Origin of the sequence: Brevibacterium sp. UCMA 11754 (assembly GCF_021532275.1) — a bacterium.
Taxonomy (GTDB): Bacteria; Actinomycetota; Actinomycetes; order Actinomycetales; family Brevibacteriaceae; genus Brevibacterium.
The window spans coordinates 390,627-406,469 of the sequence record NZ_JACBOT010000001.1; the positions used below are offsets into that span (position 1 = coordinate 390,627).

The 15,843-nt window shown below is 62.8% G+C and carries 14 protein-coding genes; 7 read left to right on the forward strand and 7 right to left on the reverse strand.

The features are described from left to right. The first annotated feature begins 222 nt into the window (after positions 1-222). Positions 223-675, forward strand: a complete 453-nt coding sequence (locus tag HX613_RS01775) for a hypothetical protein (protein ID WP_235343780.1) — start codon at positions 223-225, stop codon at positions 673-675. A 115-nt stretch (positions 676-790) separates the two neighbouring features. On the opposite strand, the gene HX613_RS01780 is transcribed toward HX613_RS01775, so the two are convergent. Next, entirely contained in the window at positions 791-1,840 is a 1,050-nt protein-coding gene (locus tag HX613_RS01780) for an LCP family protein (RefSeq protein WP_235343781.1), read from the reverse strand. Positions 1,841-2,086: 246 nt separating this feature from the next. Between HX613_RS01780 and HX613_RS01785 the strand changes: the two genes are divergently transcribed. The 3 genes from HX613_RS01785 (at position 2,087) to HX613_RS01795 (ending at position 4,447) form a co-directional block, all read left to right on the forward strand. Beyond that, positions 2,087-3,325 (forward strand): MFS transporter, encoded by a 1,239-nt coding sequence (locus HX613_RS01785; RefSeq protein ID WP_235343782.1) that lies wholly within the window; start codon positions 2,087-2,089, stop codon positions 3,323-3,325. Positions 3,326-3,662: 337 nt separating this feature from the next. Beyond that, on the forward strand, positions 3,663-3,872 hold the full coding sequence (locus tag HX613_RS01790; RefSeq protein WP_235343784.1) for a helix-turn-helix transcriptional regulator: 210 nt from the start codon (positions 3,663-3,665) through the stop codon (positions 3,870-3,872). Beyond that, positions 3,872-4,447, forward strand: a complete 576-nt coding sequence (locus HX613_RS01795) for a hypothetical protein (RefSeq protein WP_009884586.1) — start codon at positions 3,872-3,874, stop codon at positions 4,445-4,447. Before HX613_RS01790 ends, HX613_RS01795 begins: the two co-directional genes overlap by 1 nt. Positions 4,448-4,565: 118 nt before the next feature. Here the strand turns inward: HX613_RS01795 and dld are convergent, their stop codons facing one another. From dld to HX613_RS01815, 4 genes are all read right to left on the reverse strand, one after another. Beyond that, on the reverse strand, positions 4,566-6,275 hold the full coding sequence (gene dld / locus HX613_RS01800) for a D-lactate dehydrogenase (RefSeq protein WP_235343785.1): 1,710 nt from the start codon (positions 6,273-6,275) through the stop codon (positions 4,566-4,568). Positions 6,276-6,363: 88 nt separating this feature from the next. Then, a complete protein-coding gene (locus HX613_RS01805; protein WP_235343787.1) occupies positions 6,364-7,707 on the reverse strand; it encodes a replication-associated recombination protein A in 1,344 nt (447 codons plus the stop codon). Positions 7,708-7,789: 82 nt separating this feature from the next. Continuing rightward, entirely contained in the window at positions 7,790-9,052 is a 1,263-nt protein-coding gene (locus HX613_RS01810) for an MFS transporter (protein WP_235343789.1), read from the reverse strand. Between the two features lie 38 nt (positions 9,053-9,090). Next, positions 9,091-9,762 carry a GntR family transcriptional regulator gene (locus HX613_RS01815; protein WP_235343790.1) on the reverse strand — a complete coding sequence of 224 codons (672 nt, stop codon included), beginning with the start codon at positions 9,760-9,762 and terminating at the stop codon, positions 9,091-9,093. 262 nt (positions 9,763-10,024) lie between these two features. Between HX613_RS01815 and HX613_RS01820 the strand changes: the two genes are divergently transcribed. Then, positions 10,025-12,058 (forward strand): MFS transporter, encoded by a 2,034-nt coding sequence (locus HX613_RS01820; RefSeq protein WP_235343791.1) that lies wholly within the window; start codon positions 10,025-10,027, stop codon positions 12,056-12,058. Positions 12,059-12,306: 248 nt separating this feature from the next. Further along, positions 12,307-12,603: a hypothetical protein gene (locus tag HX613_RS01825; RefSeq protein ID WP_235343792.1), complete on the forward strand. Its 297-nt coding sequence runs from the start codon at positions 12,307-12,309 to the stop codon at positions 12,601-12,603. 39 nt (positions 12,604-12,642) lie between these two features. Here the strand turns inward: HX613_RS01825 and HX613_RS01830 are convergent, their stop codons facing one another. After that, the gene (locus tag HX613_RS01830; RefSeq protein WP_235343793.1) at positions 12,643-14,418 is read right to left on the reverse strand and encodes an FAD-dependent oxidoreductase; all 1,776 of its coding nucleotides are present in this window, start codon (positions 14,416-14,418) and stop codon (positions 12,643-12,645) included. A gap of 77 nt (positions 14,419-14,495) precedes the next feature. On the opposite strand from HX613_RS01830, the gene HX613_RS01835 reads away from it, so the two are divergent. Further along, positions 14,496-15,485, forward strand: a complete 990-nt coding sequence (locus HX613_RS01835; RefSeq protein WP_235343794.1) for a LysR family transcriptional regulator — start codon at positions 14,496-14,498, stop codon at positions 15,483-15,485. A gap of 19 nt (positions 15,486-15,504) precedes the next feature. Here HX613_RS01835 and HX613_RS01840 read toward each other — a convergent pair whose 3' ends face one another. Then, on the reverse strand, positions 15,505-15,816 hold the full coding sequence (locus HX613_RS01840; RefSeq protein ID WP_235343795.1) for a hypothetical protein: 312 nt from the start codon (positions 15,814-15,816) through the stop codon (positions 15,505-15,507). Positions 15,817-15,843: the final 27 nt, after the last annotated feature.

Sequence of the window (15,843 nt, forward strand, 5' to 3'; positions counted from 1 at the left end):
ATAGATATTGTGGTGTCAGAGCCCTTGCCCCGGCATGTGTCAGTCACCGCCGCAGGACTGCAGACAACTCGTCTCCAAGCTGTTACTTACTCCGAGCGTCCTCCCAGCCGCTGTGGTTCTGACTTCAAGCGCGGCGGCAATACTGGACCGCGTCGCTGATGTGCCACTCATCCGGTGGCATCTCCGACAGAAGACGCCCCTCGAAGAAGAAGGATCGACACTATGAAGACCACCATCCGCAATCGCGCAGCAGCTCTGGGAATCGCCGCCGTCGCCGGCCTCGCAGGAATCGGCCTGGCCAGTGGCCCCGCACTGGCGGCACCCGCTCCCGCAGCGGCTACGAGCACAGACACCTCGCCGCAGTCGGTCCACTACCCGACAGATACCGGCATCTACGCCGATGAGCTCGTCAGAGCCTGGGGTGCAGGCAACTCAGAGCGAGTCGAAGGATTCGCCACGCCTGAGGTCGTCGAGGCCCTGAATGAGCACGGCAACGAGGATGCGACCCACTGGGTAAAGACCGGTGGCGACGGAGCCGCAGGGACCATCTATTCGGACTATGAGAACACCGTCACCGGAGAGACGATGTCCGTCGGAGTCGCCAACGAAGAGGTCTCGAACGGCGGCGAATGGGGCGCACCCCACGGAGTCCACAAGGTCCAGTTCGGCACCTGAGGCACCGTCACCCGATACGGGTGCGAAGAACCCCGCAGCCTGAGAACTCAGGGGGCGGGGTTCGTCACGTGCACGGGTGGGCGGGGCCACCTCGGCGAGGTATCGGGTCTGACGTTTACAGGTGCGACTCCGGGGCGTTCTGGACGTACTCATCGACGGTGTCGTTCTTGTACGCGTCTTGGACCTTCTTCAGTTCCTCTTCATCGACGTTGACGATCGACTGACCGTCACTCGATGTTCCGACTCCCGCGGTTGGGGAGGTGAAGAATTCGATGTCACCGGGGCGGACGTCGCGCATGGCGAAGGCCGTGGCAGAGATGTACTGAGCGTCCAGACCGGAGTCGACGTACATGTACGGAGAGAAGTCCTTGACCATGTTCTGGATCTTCTTCGGATTCGACAGGGTGTCAGCGGAGATGATCTCGTTGGTCAGTCCCCGGATGAAGGCCTGCTGGTTGCGGGCCCGCTGGAAGTCGCCGTCCTGGAAGGACTTGCGTTCGCGCACGAAGGTCAGCGCCTCGTCGCCGTCGAGTAGGTTGTTTCCCTTGGTGAAGGTGTAGCCGTTCTTCTCAAAGCTCTGCTCCGAGTTCACGGTCACACCGCCGAGGCTGTCGGTCAGTGCTTTGAAACCTTCGAAGTCAATGATCGCGACGTGGTCGAGTTCCGTGCCGATGAAGTCCGAGACCGTGGACACGGCCAGGGGCAGGCCACCGGTTGAGAGTGCGGAGTTGATCTTCGCCTTGCCGTGGCCTTCGATGTCGACCCAGCTGTCACGCGGGATCGACATGACTTGGACATTGGATCCGGACTCCGGGATGTGCATGACCATGATCGTGTCCGAGCGCAGTCCGCGGGAGTCGTTGACGTCGACCTGGTCCATCGGCTCATCGGAGCCCAGCAGCAGGATGTTCGTACCGCCGTCTTCCTTCTGGTCATCGGGACGCTGCGTGCCGAAGATCTGCTCGTCGGTGAGCTTGTTCGCGTTGTTGTCGAAGGTCCGACCCACGTTCCACAGGTAAAGGCCTACACCGAGCACGCCGAGGATGACGATCACGAGCACGGCGACGAGGATCTTGCGCCACACCTTCTTCTTTTTGCGCTTGGGACGCTGCGGTCGGTCTTCCTGGCTGTCGAACAGATCATCGAAACTGCTGTTGTCCGTCATCGGCACTCCGGGTTTCAGTCAATGCGGCGTGGGTGCCGGCGGGAGAGGATTGCAATCTTGGCAATTATATAGCTTCTGCTACATTCCCCCGGACACCTTGCCCCCGGTGCGCGGCTGTTTTTTGCCTGTGACCTGGGTTCATCGCTCGCCCGCCCCTCGACTGAACGTCGCCGAGGTGACTCGACTCACCGGTAACAACGCCGTATCCGTATCGTGGACGCTTCATGCCCTAGGTAGACTTTCCTGGTGTTCAACAACTATCGGGAAATTCTGTCTCTTCCCGGTGCTCTCAAGTTCTCCTTGGCCGGTCTTGTTGCACGTATGCCCATCGCAGTTCTGGGCCTGGGAATCGTTCTGTTCATCCAGGGCGTCAGCGGCTCCTATGGTCTGGCAGGCATCGTCGCCGCCGTGTACATGATCGTCCAAGCTCTTGCCGGCCCCGGGATCGCGCGCCTTGTCGACCGTCGTGGCCAAGCCACCGTCATGGTGCCCATCGTCATCACCCACCTCGTGGCGCTCTCGCTGCTCATCGTCTGCGTCTACGCAGACTGGTGGGTGGGTCTCATCTTCGTCTTCGCCGGAATCGGCGGTGCCACTGTCGGCTCCGTCGGGTCGCTGGTGCGTTCGCGATGGTCACACATCGTGGATTCGCCGAAAAAGCTGCAGACCGCCTTCTCCTGGGAATCCGTAGCCGATGAGCTGCTCTTCGTCACCGGCCCCGTCGTTGCCACCGTACTCGCCACCGCCGTGTTCCCACCGGCAGGCATCATCCTCTCGATGCTCACCGCCGGGATCGGCTCGGCTCTGCTCTACATCCAGAAGTCGACCGAGCCCCCGCCGATCGAACGCACCACAGAATCTCGCGGCCACGTGTTTTCCAACCCAGGCATCTTCACGATCATCATCGTCAACGTCTTCCTGGGTGTGAACTTCGGCGCCATCGACGTCATTGCCGTGGCCTTCGCCGACGAACAGGGTGTGAAGTCCCTGGCCGGCATCCTGCTCAGCGCCTTCGCCCTGGGCTCACTCATCGCCGGTGCGCTCTACGGGTCAAGGAACTGGAACTCCGCAACCCATCACCGCTTCGGCGTCACCGTTGCCCTGCTGGCCATCGGCGCGTGTTCGATGATGCTGGCCCAGGGAATGGTCTCCTACACGATCATCCTGTTCATCGTCGGCTTCACGATCGCCCCGAGCCTCATCGGCGCGAACTCCGTCATCGAAGCGCTGGCACCGCCACGGCGTCTGACCGAGGCCTTCGCCTGGCTGGGTACCTCCCTGGGCTTCGGCGTCGCCTTCGGGTCGGCCCTCGCCGGCAACATCATCGACGCCTCGAATGCGAAGACGGCGATGCTGCTGCCGGCCGGCTGCGCCATCGTCGGTGCTCTCTTGGCGCTGTCGCTGCTCAAGCTGCTCAACCCGAAGCGGTCGAGTCACGAGGTGCGGGTCAACCGACCCGGACGGAACGTGTCGCTGAAGGGTTAGAGAGCGAGGGCCGACGGAGTGATCCTTCTGCGCAGACGAGCAGACTGAAGAGCCCGACGGGGCCGGGCCCCACGCTCGAACCGTGGAACCCCGAGCACCAGCCAGTCCAACTCGACGAGGGGCCCATCGCGCTCGCGGGCGAGCACCACGCACCACGCACCACGCACCACGCACCACGCACCACGCACCACGCACCACGAGCATCAAAACACCGCGTTGCAACGGGAGGTTGTGCCGTTACCGGTAGTGATGGCCGCCAAATGTCAAAGATTCTTGACATGGCATGTCAATGATGTTTTACTTTTTATGTAAAGAATAGTTGACATCAGGAAGCGGGATGGACGTTCAGACTTCGAATCTCAAGCACGTCCGCAAGGCCGCCGGTCTCACGCAGGCCCAGCTTGCCCAACGCACCGGCGTCTCGCGTCAGACGATCATCGCCACCGAGCGCGGCGACTACGCACCCAGCGTCTATCTGGCACTGCGCATCGCCCGTTCGCTGGAGACCACAGTGGAAGAAATCTTTTCACTTCAGGAGGAATCATAATGAACAACAGCAGCGACAGGAAGAACCGCAGCAACGAACTCGCCGACAAGATCGCAGGCTTCAACGACCCGTCGATGGGTGATGAACGCGAGCGCGACGTCATCCTGCGCGCGTATACGCTGGGGGCCGTCGTCTCCACCTACGTGTTCTTCGCGCTCGGACTCATCTTCGCAGTTCTCGGCGCGGGATTGTGGAGTGCGTTTATCATCCTCGGCTCCATCGTGACCAGCAGCGCCATTTCGGGGTACTGCAAGCGCGAGAATGTGGACTTCGCGATGTCCATGGCCCGCGTCTCAGCGAAACGGCTGATCGTCGGCAACATCGCAGGCGCGGTGTTCGCCATTGTCTGGGTCAGTGCGATTGTCTTCCACATGAGTGAGGGCCATCCGCTCATCGATGCCGGCATGGGAGCAAGCACCACACTCGGTGCTGCAACCAGCACGTACGCCATCGTTATCGGTGCGACGGTCGGCTTCATCGCTACGATCACCCTCATGACGTTCTCTCGCATACGCAAAATCAAGCAGGCCCGTGCCGAAGCGGCCGCGGCGGCAGATATCGAAGACGAGGACTGACCCACCTCGGCGGTGTGGGCATCTGTTCAACCGACTGCCGGGCCCACGGCGGGCATCACTGCTCTTCTTCGCGGCAACGTCACTTCGCATCACTGCCTGAGCGTCCGTGGAGTGCGCCTCAGGCCCAGTTCTTGTGCGGTGAGGTCTCGCCGACCCCCGGGTTGAAGACGTTGCACGGGTCGAGCTCCTTGAAGTGAGCCTCCATCTCCGGAGGCACCTGGTAGAGGCGACCATAGTTGTGCTCGGCGGGCACGGCCGCTCCGCGTGCCTCGAGCAGCGCCATCATCTGCTTCTTCAAAGCGATCGGGTCGACTCCCTTCTTCGCCACATGATCCTGGTGGAAGACGTGGCAGAAGAAGTGGCCGTAGTAGGAACTGATGTGCAGCTGGTCTGAGATCTCCGTGGGCAGCACCTCGAGCCAATCCTCGTCATCGCGTGTCAGCGCGACGTCGAAGGTGATCATCTCCGAGGAGTCTTCGCGGTGGAGATTGAAGTAGCGGGTCGCAGCACTGGCGGCACCGAAGCGGTGGAGCATAGCGGACTGAGCCTCATCGGCAGTGCAGATGAAGAATTCACCGTCACGGCCCGCCTCGGCGAAGAAGGTCGTGAGGAACTCCTCGGTCCTCTGCTTCTGGTCGCCGCTGACGACGAGGAGCAGATGGTGTTCAAAGCGGTCGCGGTACTCAAGCATTCGGTCCGGCAGCTGCTGCGGCAGCAAGCTGAAGGCACCCTGCGCAATGGAATCGGCGACGGTCTGTCCGAAGAAGGGCAGCTTCGCGAACACCCCGTTCGCCCAGTTCTTCAACGCGAAGAGCTTGATCTGTTCGCGGCTGCCGGCGTGTTTGACGGAGACGAACGTGTCCTTGCCGTACTTCTCGGCGAGGTCGAAGGACGGCCGTCCCATGTACTCACCGGAGATCGGCAGCGGCATGTCCGAGGTCAGGATCGCCCGGCGCAGGGCCTCGAGCTCGGCGGGGCTGTCAGTTCCCACGTAGAAGGTCGTCGAATCCTTCTGTTTGGGGAAGGTCCGCGTGCGCACGGCGAAGACCATCAGCTTGCCGGCCGACCCTGACGCCTCATGAAGGAATTTCGGGTTGGCGTTGTAGCGGGCAGGAGAATCGGTGATCTCGCGGACGTGCTCGCTGTATTCGGTGTCGAGGGTGTCTTCCGGGGGCGGCGTGACATCGGCTTCGTCCCATTCGCCGCGTTGGAGTTTGTCGAGGATATGGGCCGGATCATCGCCGAGGCTGATGCCCAGGCGATTGACGAGTTCGACCTTGCCCTCGTCATTGACTCGGGCGAAGATCGCGTGCTTCGTGAAGGCCGGGCCCTTGCGAATCTGGCTGCCGCCGGAGTTATTCGCAATGCCGCCGACAACCGAAGCACCGATCGAGGACGAACCGATCACCGAGTGGGGTTCGCGCCCGTGAGGTGCCAGCTTGTCATCGAGTTCGTACAGCGTGGATCCGGCCAGACACACGGCCTCACGGGCATCGTTGATGAGATGGATCTGGTTGATGCGCAGGGTGGAGATGATGACGATCTCACGGTCGTAGTCCTGATCGCCGGGGCCCGAGCCTCCGGTCAGTCCGGTGTTCGCCGACTGTGGGATGACGATGAGATCGTGATCGACGCAGACCTGCAGAGCCCGCCACATATCGACAAGGCTGCCCGGCTTGAGGACGGCGAGCACATTGCCGCCGCCGAAGCGATTGCCTTTGGCGAAGGGTTCAGTCGCCCGGGCGGAGGTGAGCACATGACGACTGCCCATGATGTCGATGAAGGCGCTGACCGCCGGCGCTGGTTGCTGTCGTTGACTTCCGAACATTGTTGATAGCTCCTCTTGCATCGATGCGAACGTCGTTCACTCTACAAACCTGCGTATGAGATGGCGCCTGCGCCCATCCGTTATCTGTTCATGTGTCGCCATCGTCTGACGGGTCATTGTCGGCGCGACCTTCCTGCTGACGTTTTTCAGCACGCATCCGATCCCACTCGGACAGACGCTTCGCGATGATGTGTTCGTAACCGTTGCTGGTGGGCCGATACACCTTCTCCGGTGTCATGCCTTCAGGGAAGTAGTTCGCACCTGAGAAGCCTCCCGGCCTGTCCGGGTCATACTCGTATCCCTCCCCGTAGCCGAGGTTCTTCATCAGCTTCGTCGGGGCGTTGAGGACATTTGCCGGAGGCATGAGAGACCCGGTCCGTTTCGCGAGCTTCTTCGCTGCGTTGAATCCACGGTAGACGGCGATGGACTTCGGTGCGGTTGCAAGGTAGACGACGGCTTGGGCGATGGCGAGTTCCCCTTCTGGGGAGCCGAGACGTTCGAACACGTCCCATGCCGCCAGCGCTTGCTGGATGGCTTGCGGGTCGGCAATCGCGATGTCTTCGTTGGCGAATCTGACCAGCCGTCGGGCGATATAGAGGGGATCTTCCCCACCCTCGAGCATGCGCGCCAACCAATACAGTGACGCATCGGGGTCAGAACCGCGCATTGACTTATGCAGCGCGGAGATGAGGTTGTAGTGCCCCTCTTGGGCTTTGTCGTAGATCGGTGCACGCTGTTGAACCAGCTCGACAAGGCCAGAGGTGTCGAGAGTACCGCTGACGGTTTGGAGTTGTTCGATGAGGTTGAGCAGGTAACGGCCATCGCCGTCAGCCATCGCCACCAGGGCATGTCGTGCCTGCGCATCAAGAGGCAGTTCTCTCTCAGTGGTTTCCTCTGCTCGCGTGATGAGCGTGGTCAGCGCTTCCTCGTCGAGGCGTTTGAGGACGAAGACCTGAGCGCGGGAGAGCAATGCAGAGTTGAGTTCGAAGCTGGGGTTCTCCGTGGTCGCACCGACGAGCACGACCGTGCCGTCTTCTACGTACGGGAGGAAGGAATCCTGCTGGGCGCGGTTGAAGCGGTGGATCTCGTCGACGAACAGCATCGTGCCCTGGCCGATCTCGCGGCGTTTGGCAGCTGATTGGAAGACTTTGCGGAGTTCGGCGACGCCGGAGAAGGTCGCTGAAACCGATTCGAAGACTAAGTTGGTGCGTTCGGCCAGCAGTCGCGCGATGGTTGTCTTCCCACATCCTGGTGGTCCCCACAGCACCATCGAGACCAGCCTCGCCTCGGCGACCATTCGACCAATCGGGGCATCTTCCCCCAGCAGGTGATCTTGCCCGATGACATCCTCAAGGGACTTCGGGCGCAGACGATCGGCCAGCGGGCGGCCCACGTCGTCAGGCTCAAACAATGACGGCGGTTCTTGGCTCACGATGTCACCTCCATTTTCATAGCCTAATTGCCGCGGCTGATCGGTTGGTGCTCGCGCCGCTGCCTTGACGGACGCCACGGCGTTACGCGCGGCCCTTCGATGCCAACGACACGGCGCCGAGGCTGAGCAGACAGACCAGTGCTACTGCGCCGAGCGAGATGCTGTAGGGCATGACGGGCAGCAGGCCAGCGAGCACCGTGGGCAGCAGGAATCCGGAGTAGGCCAGCGAGTAGTAGACACCGGTGATTCCCGCGAGGTCCTTCGGTTCCGCGATGGCCTGGACGATGACGAGTCCTGCCACGACACAGATGCCGTAGGCGATGCCGAGGACGATGGCGACGACGAAGACGACGATCGGGTTGGCGACCAGAGCCGCCACAACCGCGAGAGCCATGCCGATGGTCATGAGCGTGAGGCCGACGACCAGCGCACGTCCGCCCGTCCACCGGTTGATGCGCGGAACCAGGTTCTGCACCAGAGCTCCCGCTCCCAGGGTGACGACGGTGAGCACGGTCGCGAACAGGGTCGTCCACTCCCCCAGCTCGTCCTGGACCAGCGCGGGCATCACCGCGTAGGCGACTCCGGCAGCGGCGAATACCCATGGTGCGGCCGGGATGATGAGCCTGATGAAGGTACGGTGTCCGACCAGTGGAATCCTCAGGCCCCGCCACCAGTGCTGCACCGATCGGCGCTCCTTGGTCAGAGTCTCCGGTGCGGTGAGGACGATGAGCAGCGCCACGATGCTGAGTAGGCCGTGGACCGCGTAGGGGATCACCTCGGGCAGCGGACCCCATTGCGCCAGGCAGCCTGTGACCGCGGCGCCGATGGCGAATCCCACGGTCAGCGTCAGCGCGGGGCGGCGAGCGCCTGCGGTGATGCCGGCCCTGTTATCGAAGGGCGGAGCCGAGAGTTCCTTGATCCAGCTGGTGCCCACGGACATGGCCACACCTACCCCGATTCCGGCGAGCACGCGGCCTATGCACAGCAGCCAGAAGAGGTCGAAGCCGAGTCCGAGCAGGACGCTGCCGATTATGGCGGCGATCGTCCCGGCGATGAGGATCGGTTTGCGGCCGCGTCGATCCGAGAGCGCCGAGGCGACGAGAAGTCCCGGTATCAATCCACCGACGTACATGCCCAGGAGGAGGTTCGCCTGCCAGACGGCATAGCCGCCGTCTTCTTCGTACATGTGCACGAGTGGGGTGAAATGGTTGCCGCCCCAGGCGAGCAGGAACATTGCGGGGACGACGCGAAGCCAAGCACCGCCTCGGCGAGGGCTGGGGTCCTCTTGTCTCTTCGTCGTTGCCGCTTCCGATTCCGCGGTTTCGGTTGCTGGTTCTGAAGTCATTGCGGGCGATTCCGGGTTGGGTGCTGGTGGATCGGGTGTCACTGGTTCTCGGGGAAGTGCGAGGACTTGATGTGCTCGCGCACGACCTGTCCGAAGCCCTTGGCTTCACCGCGTTCGGCGAGATCGGTGAGTTCGGCATGCTCGTCGAAGAGGCTGTGCAGCGAACTGGGCTGATCGATGACCACTTGGTAGGTCAGGCGGGCCAAGCGCGGACCCATCGTGGTCAGCATCTCCTCGACAATGCTGTTGCCGCCGCTGCGGATGATGCAGGCGTGGAAGGCGTAGTCGGCACTGGCGAAGTCGAGTGAATGATTGGCATCCAGTGCCTTCTGCTGCCGGTCGAGGAGCGTGCGCAGGTCTGCCGCCAGCGGCGCGAAGTCGCTGTCGAGAGTTAATGCCTGGACGGCGTCGGTCTCGAACATGGCGCGCACCGCAAGCAGGTCGCGGCGCTCCTGACGGGTCACCGTGGTGACGATCGCGCCCTTCTTCGGCACGAGGCGGACCAGCCTCCAGCGCTCGAGTTGGAGCATCGCCTCTCGTGCCGGTGTCCGGCTAGCCTTCTGAGCCTCAGCGAGGTCGGCTTCTGTGAGGAGAGCGCCCGGCTCGTAGCGCTGTTCGATGACTTCGCGTGCGGCCCAGGCGGCCATCCGGGCGGCGATCGGCGAGGAGTCGTCAGTGCTTTCCCACGGGAGCGTCAGCAGATCGTTCATGACTTCACGCTATCAGATGCATACATTGATAGATGCATCAGAATTGCATGGCCCACGCCAAGGCCGCTCGTGCGATAAGGATCAGCCGAACACGAGAACTGAAAATCTCTCTCGCTTATGAAAAGTTTCAATTGCTGTTACATTGATGTCTGGCCATTTGGCCATCACGCGCTTCGATGACACGACACGCGAAGACCCCTTATGGGTTCTTCTGACACGGCACGGTCGAGCAACAATCCCCGTCGACATGTCAGGAGAACTGATGACTTCATCTGTCCAATCCCGCCCGCGTTCCACAGGACGCGCAGGCTGGATGATCGCAGTCGCGGCAGCCGCCGCGTTCCTCGCCACCTTCAACGAGACGTTCCTCAACGTCGCATTCACGCCGATCATGTCCGACTTCGGCGTCGACGTGAGCACGGTCCAGTGGCTGACCACCGCCTATCTGCTCGTTGCTGCGGTCTTCGTGCCCGTCGCCAATGTCCTCTATCACCGCTTCCACACGCGCACACTCTTCATCAGCGTGGTCGCGATCATGGTCATCGGCTCGATCGTGGGCGCACTCGCTCCAAGCTTCAGCGTCCTCCTCATCGGCCGCCTGCTGCAGGCCATCGGCACCGGTCTCCTCACGCCCATCGGCATGAACATCACTCTGGCGGTTTCGCCGCGCGAGAAGCTCGGCATGAACATGGGCATCATGGCCGCGATGACCACGCTTGGACCGTCACTTGCCATCGTGCTCTCCGGCGCGCTGCTCACCATCGCTCCGTGGACGACCCTGATGTGGGTCTTCGGTGCCCTCTGCGTCGTCGTACTCATCGCCGGCGCCGTCTTCCTGCGCACCGTCGCCGAGCTCGGCCGCCCCGTCCTCGACGTCCTCTCGTTCCTGCTCGTGGCCGTCGCTCTGATCGGCATCCTCTACGGCGTCACCGCGGCATTCGGCGGTTCTGCTCTGGTGGCCGTCGGCTCCTTCGTCGTCGGGCTCATCGCCCTGTGGCTGTTCATCGTCCGCCAGCGTCGCATCGAGGATCCCCTGCTCGACCTGCGTCCGTTCTCCAGCAGGCCCTTTGTGCTCGGAGTGATCATGACGATGCTCGGCCTGCTGTTCGTCTTCGCCATGAACGTCGTCATCCCGCTCTTCCTCCAGGCCGCACGCGGCATGGAACCCATGGGAGCCTCGATCACCCTGGCACCAGGAATCCTGCTGACCGTGATCCTCGGCCCCGTCGCCGGTCGCATGTTCGATCGCCACGGCGGCAAGTGGTCGATCCCGCTCGGCTTCCTCGTCATGGCCGTCTTCGTCACTCTGGTCGGCGTTGCAGCCGGCGGCACGTCCATCCTGCTCTTCGGAATCCTCTACATTCCGGCCGTGCTGGCCACCGCGTTCGTCATCGGACCGGCACAGACCTTCGCGCTGTCCCATCTCGACCGTGAGACCAGCCCGCACGGCGTAACCGTCGTCTCGACGAGCTTCCAGATCGCTGGTTGTGTCGGCACCTCCCTGGCCGCCGGAATCTACGGCGCGCTCAGCGGTGCTCGTATGAGTTCAGGTGCCAGTGAGATCGACTCGCTGCTCACCGGTTTCCATGGATCAGTCGGACTCGTCGTGCTCACCTCGGTCATTGGCATCGTGCTGGCGATCGCCGCCTACCGGTCCGTGCGTGGACGTTCGGCTGCGGACGCCGCGGATGCATCCGCCGTCGACGCTTCGAAGGCCGGCGCCGAGGCGGTTCAGAGCTCCGAGCACACCATGACCTCTGAGAATACCGTCGCCTCGATCATGAAGTCCGAAGTGTTCGCTCTGTCTTCGGACCAGACGGTCCTCGAGGCTCTGCAGATGTTCACCGAACGCGGCATCTCCGGCGCACCGATCCTGGCTGAGGACGGTTCGCTCGCGGGCTTCCTCTCCGACGGTGACGTCATGCGCAATCTATCGGCGGCCCACCCGTCATCGACGTCGATCTACTCGTTTGCGATCGGAGCCGAGAACGATCTGGAGCACGCGCTGGCCGATCTCTCGAAGCTCAATGTCATGCGTCTGGCCACGCGGGACGTCATAACGATCGACGCCGGCGCTTCGGTCGCCGACGCGGTGGCTGCATTGTCGGATGCCAACTTGAAGAAGGTTCCGGTCATCGACGGCGAGAATGCTCGTGTCGTCGGCATCGTCAGTCGCTCGGCGATCAACCGTCTGGCCATCGGCAGCTACCTGCATTCGCGGGCCTCAGCGCCAGCCGACGCACGGGCGAGAGCTCGGACAACCTCGGCGTCGTCGGAGGGCATGACCACCGTCTGATCGTCACGAGCTGATCACACGACACTGCAGGCCGGGTTCTTTTGGACCCGGCCTGCAGTGTCATCAGCGTTCTTCGGGCAGGACCGGCAACGTTGCACTGGTGGGAGAATTGCCGGCGCTGCACACAGCGCGATCGAAACACACGGCAACACCTACTGTATTCAACGTTCCTTGTCAGTTATTGTAGTCCTCGGCGCTAACCCGCGCTCGATGTCGAGCACAACTACAGAGGAGATTCCCGGGCACCCATGAGTTGGGCATTCGGTGGTGTGATCAACGTGGAATCAGTTATCTGGAGCGCCATCACCCTCAGCTTCATCACCGGAATGCTGTCGAAGGCTTTGCCTCGAGTTCCGGGCGCGGTCGTGGGAACCGTGTGGGGAGCCACTGCACTGGCGGTGACCGGAGTTCTTCTAGTCAGAGACACCGCCGACACCAACCTTGAGATCGTTGGGCTCGGACTTTTAGCCACTTTCCCGGCCTTCCTCACAGGTTTCACCCTGATCAGCCTCGTCGGGGATTGGAAGCGCGAGCTCACCGCCTGACAGTTCTGGCGGTGAGTTCGCGGTTTGAGGAATGCTTCCTCACTCCACGAGCTTGCCGACCTGACTGATCTCCTCGTGGCGCATGAGTTCGGCGACCTCGGGATCGACAGCCGAAATGTCCTCCTTCACAACCCCGGTCGAGGGCGACCACACGAGGTTGACCTGCAGGTTCTCATCCTGCTCGGGGTAGTCGCTGCGGTTGTGGCAGCCGCGGGTCTCCCTGCGTTCGAGCGCGCATTCGAGCGTCGCTCGAGCAGCCAGCACCGAAGACTTGAGGTCGAAGGCGTGCGAAAGGTCGGAGAATCCGGCGATGTCGGGGTGGATGCCCACCTCGCTCATGCGTGCTTCGATCGACGCGAGCTTCTCAAGCCCTTCGGCCAATCCAGCCTCATCGCGGACGACTCCGGCATGCTCGGTCATGAGGTTGCGGATCTCGCGCTGCAGCGCCCTGACGTTCTCCGTTCCCTCGGAGGACAGGAGATCATCGATCTCAGCCCTCGCCTCGGCGATGGCAGACTGCGACCGCACCTGCGCACCCAGCTCAGACGAATACGCGATGGCGGACTGACCGACGATGCGGCCGAAGACGAGGAGTTCGATGAGCGAATTGCCGCCGAGGCGATTCGCCCCGTGCAGCCCGGACGAGGCCTCGCCGATGGCCCACAGGCCCTCGACGTCGGTGCTGTGCTCGACCGGGTCGACCCACACCCCGCCCATCGAGTAGTGCGCGGTCGGGGCGATCTCGATCGGTGACTGGGTGATGTCGAGCATCTGCGTCTCCATCATCGTCTGGAACACGCGGGGCAGACGGTTCATGATGGTCTCGCGCGGCAGATGCGAGACGTCGAGCCAGATGCCGCCGTTCTCCGTGCCGCGGCCCTCGGCGATCTCGGTGTAGGCGGCCAGGGCCACACGGTCGCGAGTGGAGAGTTCCATGCGTTCGGGGTCGTAACGTTCCATGAACCGCTCCCTCAGTCCGTTGCGTAGGATTCCGCCCTCACCACGTGCGGCTTCGGAGACGAGTGTGCCGGCAGCGTTCTCTGGTTCGATGATGCCTGAGGGGTGGAACTGGACGAGCTCGGCGTCGCGCAGGCATGCTCCTGCCTCGACGGCCAGGCGGAAGGAGTCGCCGGTGTTCTCATCACGGCGGGAGGAGGTGCGGCGCCAGATCCGATTGTGGCCACCGGCTGCGAGGATGACCGCGTCGGCATGGATCCGGTAGCGGGAACCGTCGACGATGTCGAAGCCGAAAGCGCCGAAGATGCGACCGTCGGCGACGAGGAGTTTGGTGATGTAGACGCGGTCGAGGATGGGGACGTTCAGGGCCTCGGCACGATGAATGAGGGTGCGCTGGATTTCGAGTCCCGTGTAGTCGCCGGCGAAAGCGGTGCGACGCCAGGTGTGGGCGCCGAAGAAGCGCTGCGAGATCCGACCGTCGTCCTCCTTCGCGAAGTCCATTCCGTATCGCTCCAGGTCAGCGATTCCCTGCTCGGCTCCCTGGGTGACGATTTCGACGGTGCGGGGGTTGGCGAGGTCATAGGATTCCTTGATCGTGTCGGCCGCGTGCTGCTGCCAGGTGTCGTCGGGGTCCATGGTGGCCAGGGCCGCGTTGATGCCGCCGGCGGCCAGCGAGGTGTGCGCGTCGTCCTTGGGTCGCTTGCCGACGGCGAGGACGTCGGTGCCGGATTCGGCAACCTCGATCGCGGCGCGCAGGCCGGATCCGCCGGTTCCGATGACCAGCACCGAGGTGGAGATCATGTGTTCGTGCGCGTGGACATTTCCCTGTGTGGTGTTCGGTCCCTGTGTGGAGTTCATGTCTTCCACGCTAGGTTCGGCCACCTCATGCGTCCAATGTATTGTTTCGCTTGAGTCGATAGCGATACGCTATAGACATGAATCTGGAACAGCTCGCGAGTTTCGTTGAGGTCGCCAACACCGGTCATTTCACCAAGGCCGCTGCCACTCTTCACCTGGCCCAACCGTCACTGAGTCGGCAGATTTCGACGCTGGAGAAGGAGCTCGGCTCCGAACTCTTCCATCGCGCCCATGGACACATCAGTCTCACCGCTGCAGGCGATACGCTTCTGCCGACCGCTCGACGAATGCTCGCCGACGCCGAGGCGGTCCGCCGTGACATGGATGAGCTCGCCGGGCTGCGCAAGGGTCGAATTCGCCTGGGCGCGACGCCGACACTGTGTGTCAGCCTCGTCGCCGAGGCGATCAGCAGCTTCCATCAGGAGCACCCCGGAGTCGAGCTCGAGCTCGTCGAGAAGGGGTCGCGGGAGCTTATTGAGGCGCTGGGTGCAGGCGAGCTGGATCTTGCACTCATCACGCGGACGTTGAGTCCGAGTGCGCAGATGCCGAGGCGGCGGATGCGGGAGGTGCTCAGTGAGGACCTGGTGGTGATTGCGGGGGCGGACCGCCGTTCGGGCGGCAGCACCTCATGGTCAAGCGCCAGCCGCAGCGAGGCCTCACTTCTGCCCGGCGACACGGTCACTTTGGCGGAGGTCGCGGCACTCCCCCAGGTTCTGTTTCATCACGGATACGATCTGCGCGAAGCCACCTCGGCGGCCTTCGATGCGGCCGAGTTGGCGCCGAACATCGTCGTCGAGGGAGCCGAGATGGACGCAGTGCTGCGCTTCGTCGAGCGCGGTCTCGGCGTCGCCATTGTCCCGGCCATGGTCCTCGTCGATCGGCCGCGCCTGACCTCGGCACAGCTGCTGGAACCGAGCCTGTCGCGAACGGTCAGCCTCGCCACCCGAGCGGACGTACGGCCAACCAGGGCCACCTCGGCGCTGGAGAAGACGATCCTCTCGACTGCGAGGGCACTGGCTGAGGAAGATGCAGGGTTGGCGGCGTATGTGCGGTTGGTGGACCGATGACGCCCTCGGTGGGGCGTTCCTACATGAACTCGCTCACCCTTTTCATTGCCGCGTCGAAATCTGCAATCTGGTCACGGTCTTCGTGGTAGCTGCCGATGTCCTCGCGTGTGGTCTGCTTCAGTCCGGCGCGCATCTCATCGGCAGTCATGTCCTTGCAGTAGATGGGTGTTCCGGACTGCAGTCGCCATGATTGCGCAAGGTCGCCACCGTCTACGGGGTCGAACCCGAGCTGGACGATGAGCTCAGATACCTTCTGCTTGTCCTCTCCAGACGGCCCAGCGACAGTGAGGGCCAACCGCTGGCCCTCGTCATCCGTTCCTTTGTATTTCAAACTGGGGGCGACAATATTATTGAATGC

Coding starts and splice junctions, on each gene's coding strand:
- HX613_RS01775 (WP_235343780.1), top strand. CDS start 223: ATGAAGACCACCATCCGCAATCGCGCAGCAGCTCTGGGAATCGCCGCC.
- HX613_RS01780 (WP_235343781.1), bottom strand. CDS start 1,840: ATGACGGACAACAGCAGTTTCGATGATCTGTTCGACAGCCAGGAAGAC.
- HX613_RS01790 (WP_235343784.1), top strand. CDS start 3,663: ATGGACGTTCAGACTTCGAATCTCAAGCACGTCCGCAAGGCCGCCGGT.
- HX613_RS01795 (WP_009884586.1), top strand. CDS start 3,872: ATGAACAACAGCAGCGACAGGAAGAACCGCAGCAACGAACTCGCCGAC.
- dld (WP_235343785.1), bottom strand. CDS start 6,275: ATGTTCGGAAGTCAACGACAGCAACCAGCGCCGGCGGTCAGCGCCTTC.
- HX613_RS01810 (WP_235343789.1), bottom strand. CDS start 9,052: ATGACTTCAGAACCAGCAACCGAAACCGCGGAATCGGAAGCGGCAACG.
- HX613_RS01815 (WP_235343790.1), bottom strand. CDS start 9,762: ATGAACGATCTGCTGACGCTCCCGTGGGAAAGCACTGACGACTCCTCG.
- HX613_RS01820 (WP_235343791.1), top strand. CDS start 10,025: ATGACTTCATCTGTCCAATCCCGCCCGCGTTCCACAGGACGCGCAGGC.
- HX613_RS01825 (WP_235343792.1), top strand. CDS start 12,307: ATGAGTTGGGCATTCGGTGGTGTGATCAACGTGGAATCAGTTATCTGG.
- HX613_RS01830 (WP_235343793.1), bottom strand. CDS start 14,418: ATGAACTCCACACAGGGACCGAACACCACACAGGGAAATGTCCACGCG.
- HX613_RS01835 (WP_235343794.1), top strand. CDS start 14,496: ATGAATCTGGAACAGCTCGCGAGTTTCGTTGAGGTCGCCAACACCGGT.